Origin of the sequence: Mycobacterium gordonae (assembly GCF_002101675.1) — a bacterium.
GTDB lineage: Bacteria > Actinomycetota > Actinomycetes > Mycobacteriales > Mycobacteriaceae > Mycobacterium > Mycobacterium gordonae.
The window spans coordinates 1-1,564 of sequence record NZ_LQOY01000179.1 but is presented as its reverse complement, the minus strand read 5'-3'; the positions used below and the strand labels follow the sequence as shown (position 1 = coordinate 1,564).

Sequence of the window (1,564 nt, the reverse complement as noted above, 5' to 3'; positions counted from 1 at the left end):
TGACGCCGTCACCCCCGCCACCCCCAATGCCGCCATTTCCATTGACGCCACCGAGGCCCGCCGACCCACCGATACCGCCGTCGCCGCCGGTGCCGCCGTCGAAGCCCGCGCCCCCATCTGAGCCGGCCGCCCCGTTGCCTCCCCGACCGCCATGGCCGCCCTCGCCGCCAGTGCCCGCGTTGCCCGCCGTACCGGCAGCACCGGCACCCGTTCCGGCAAGCCCACCGACTCCCGCGTCGCCGCCTTTGCCACCGTGTCCGCCAGGAGTCCCGGGGCCGTTTTTCACAGTGAGGCCGTTCGCGCCGGCACTTCCGTTGCCACCCTGTCCGCCCGTCCCGCCGTCACCGTTGGTGCCGCCAACTCCGGCAGATCCGCCATTACCCCCGACGCCGCCACGCCCGCCGTCGTACCCATCACCACCGCCATAGGCGGCGATATCTCCGTCGCCCCCACGACCGCCGCGTCCCCCATTCCCGCCCGTACCCGCGCTGCCGGCACTTCCGGCGGCACCGGCACCCGTGCCGGCTAAGCCGCCAACACCTGCGTCTCCACCATTGCCGCCAGCACCACCGTGTCGGCCGACCGGACCGTCAGCGCCGGTGCCGCCGCCACCACCGGCACCACCATCACCGCCCTGACCACCGCTGCCGTTGGTGCCACCGATCCCCGCAGCCCCGCCGCTGCCGCCGGCACCGCCGGCGCCGCCGGCAAATCCGTCGCCGCCCGCGTCGACCAGACCCCCGTTGCTGCCGGCCGCGCCCGCACCGCCGTTACCGCCCGTCCCGCCGCTTCCGCCGCGGCCCGCATTACCGGTGTTTCCCGCGGCGCCTGCCCCCTTGCCTGCGGCCCCGCCCGTTCCCGCATCGCCTCCTGCGCCACCGGCACCACCAGCCTGCCCCTCGCTGTTGGCACCGTCAGCGCCGTTGCCGCCGGCGCCCCCGGCCCCGCCGTCACCTCCCTGACCACCATTGCCATTGGTGCCACCGACGTCGGCGGACCCTCCTTCACCGCCGGCCCCACCCGTTCCGCCGTTGAACCCGGCTCCGCCAGCATCGGCGTTATCGCCAGCTCTGCCTCCGGCACCACCGGATCCGCCGGCCCCTCCCAGCCCGCCAACCCCACCAGTGCCCGCGTCACCGCCATTGCCGCCGCTGCCGCCTGCGCCGCCATCGGCTCTCGCCCCGCCCGCAGGACCCTGGAAGCCGTTGCCTCCACCGCCGCCGGACCCTCCGGCCCCACCGTTGCCGTTGGTGCCGCCCGTACTCGCGCTGCCGCCCTTTCCGCCGGCACCCCCAGCACCGCCCTTGAAGCCATTGCCGCCGAGGGTGCCGGTGTTGTCATCTCCGGCCCCGCCATTTCCGCCGGCACCACCGGCGCCGCCGTGACCAGCACTGCCCAGGGCGCCGGCCTGGCCGGCTCCAAGTCCTGACAAGCCCCCGGCACCCGCCTGGCCACCCGCACCCCCGGTGCCGCCGGCCTGACCCGCACTGTTCACTCCGGGGGCACCATCACCACCCCTACCCCCATCGCCGCCGGCACCACCGGTCCCCCCACTGCCGTTGAC

1 pseudogene is annotated in these 1,564 nt (G+C 75.5%); it reads right to left on the bottom strand.

Going from position 1 to position 1,564, the window contains the following annotated elements:
• Positions 1 to 1,564, bottom strand: a pseudogene (locus AWC08_RS36735) (PE family protein); the annotation flags it as partial.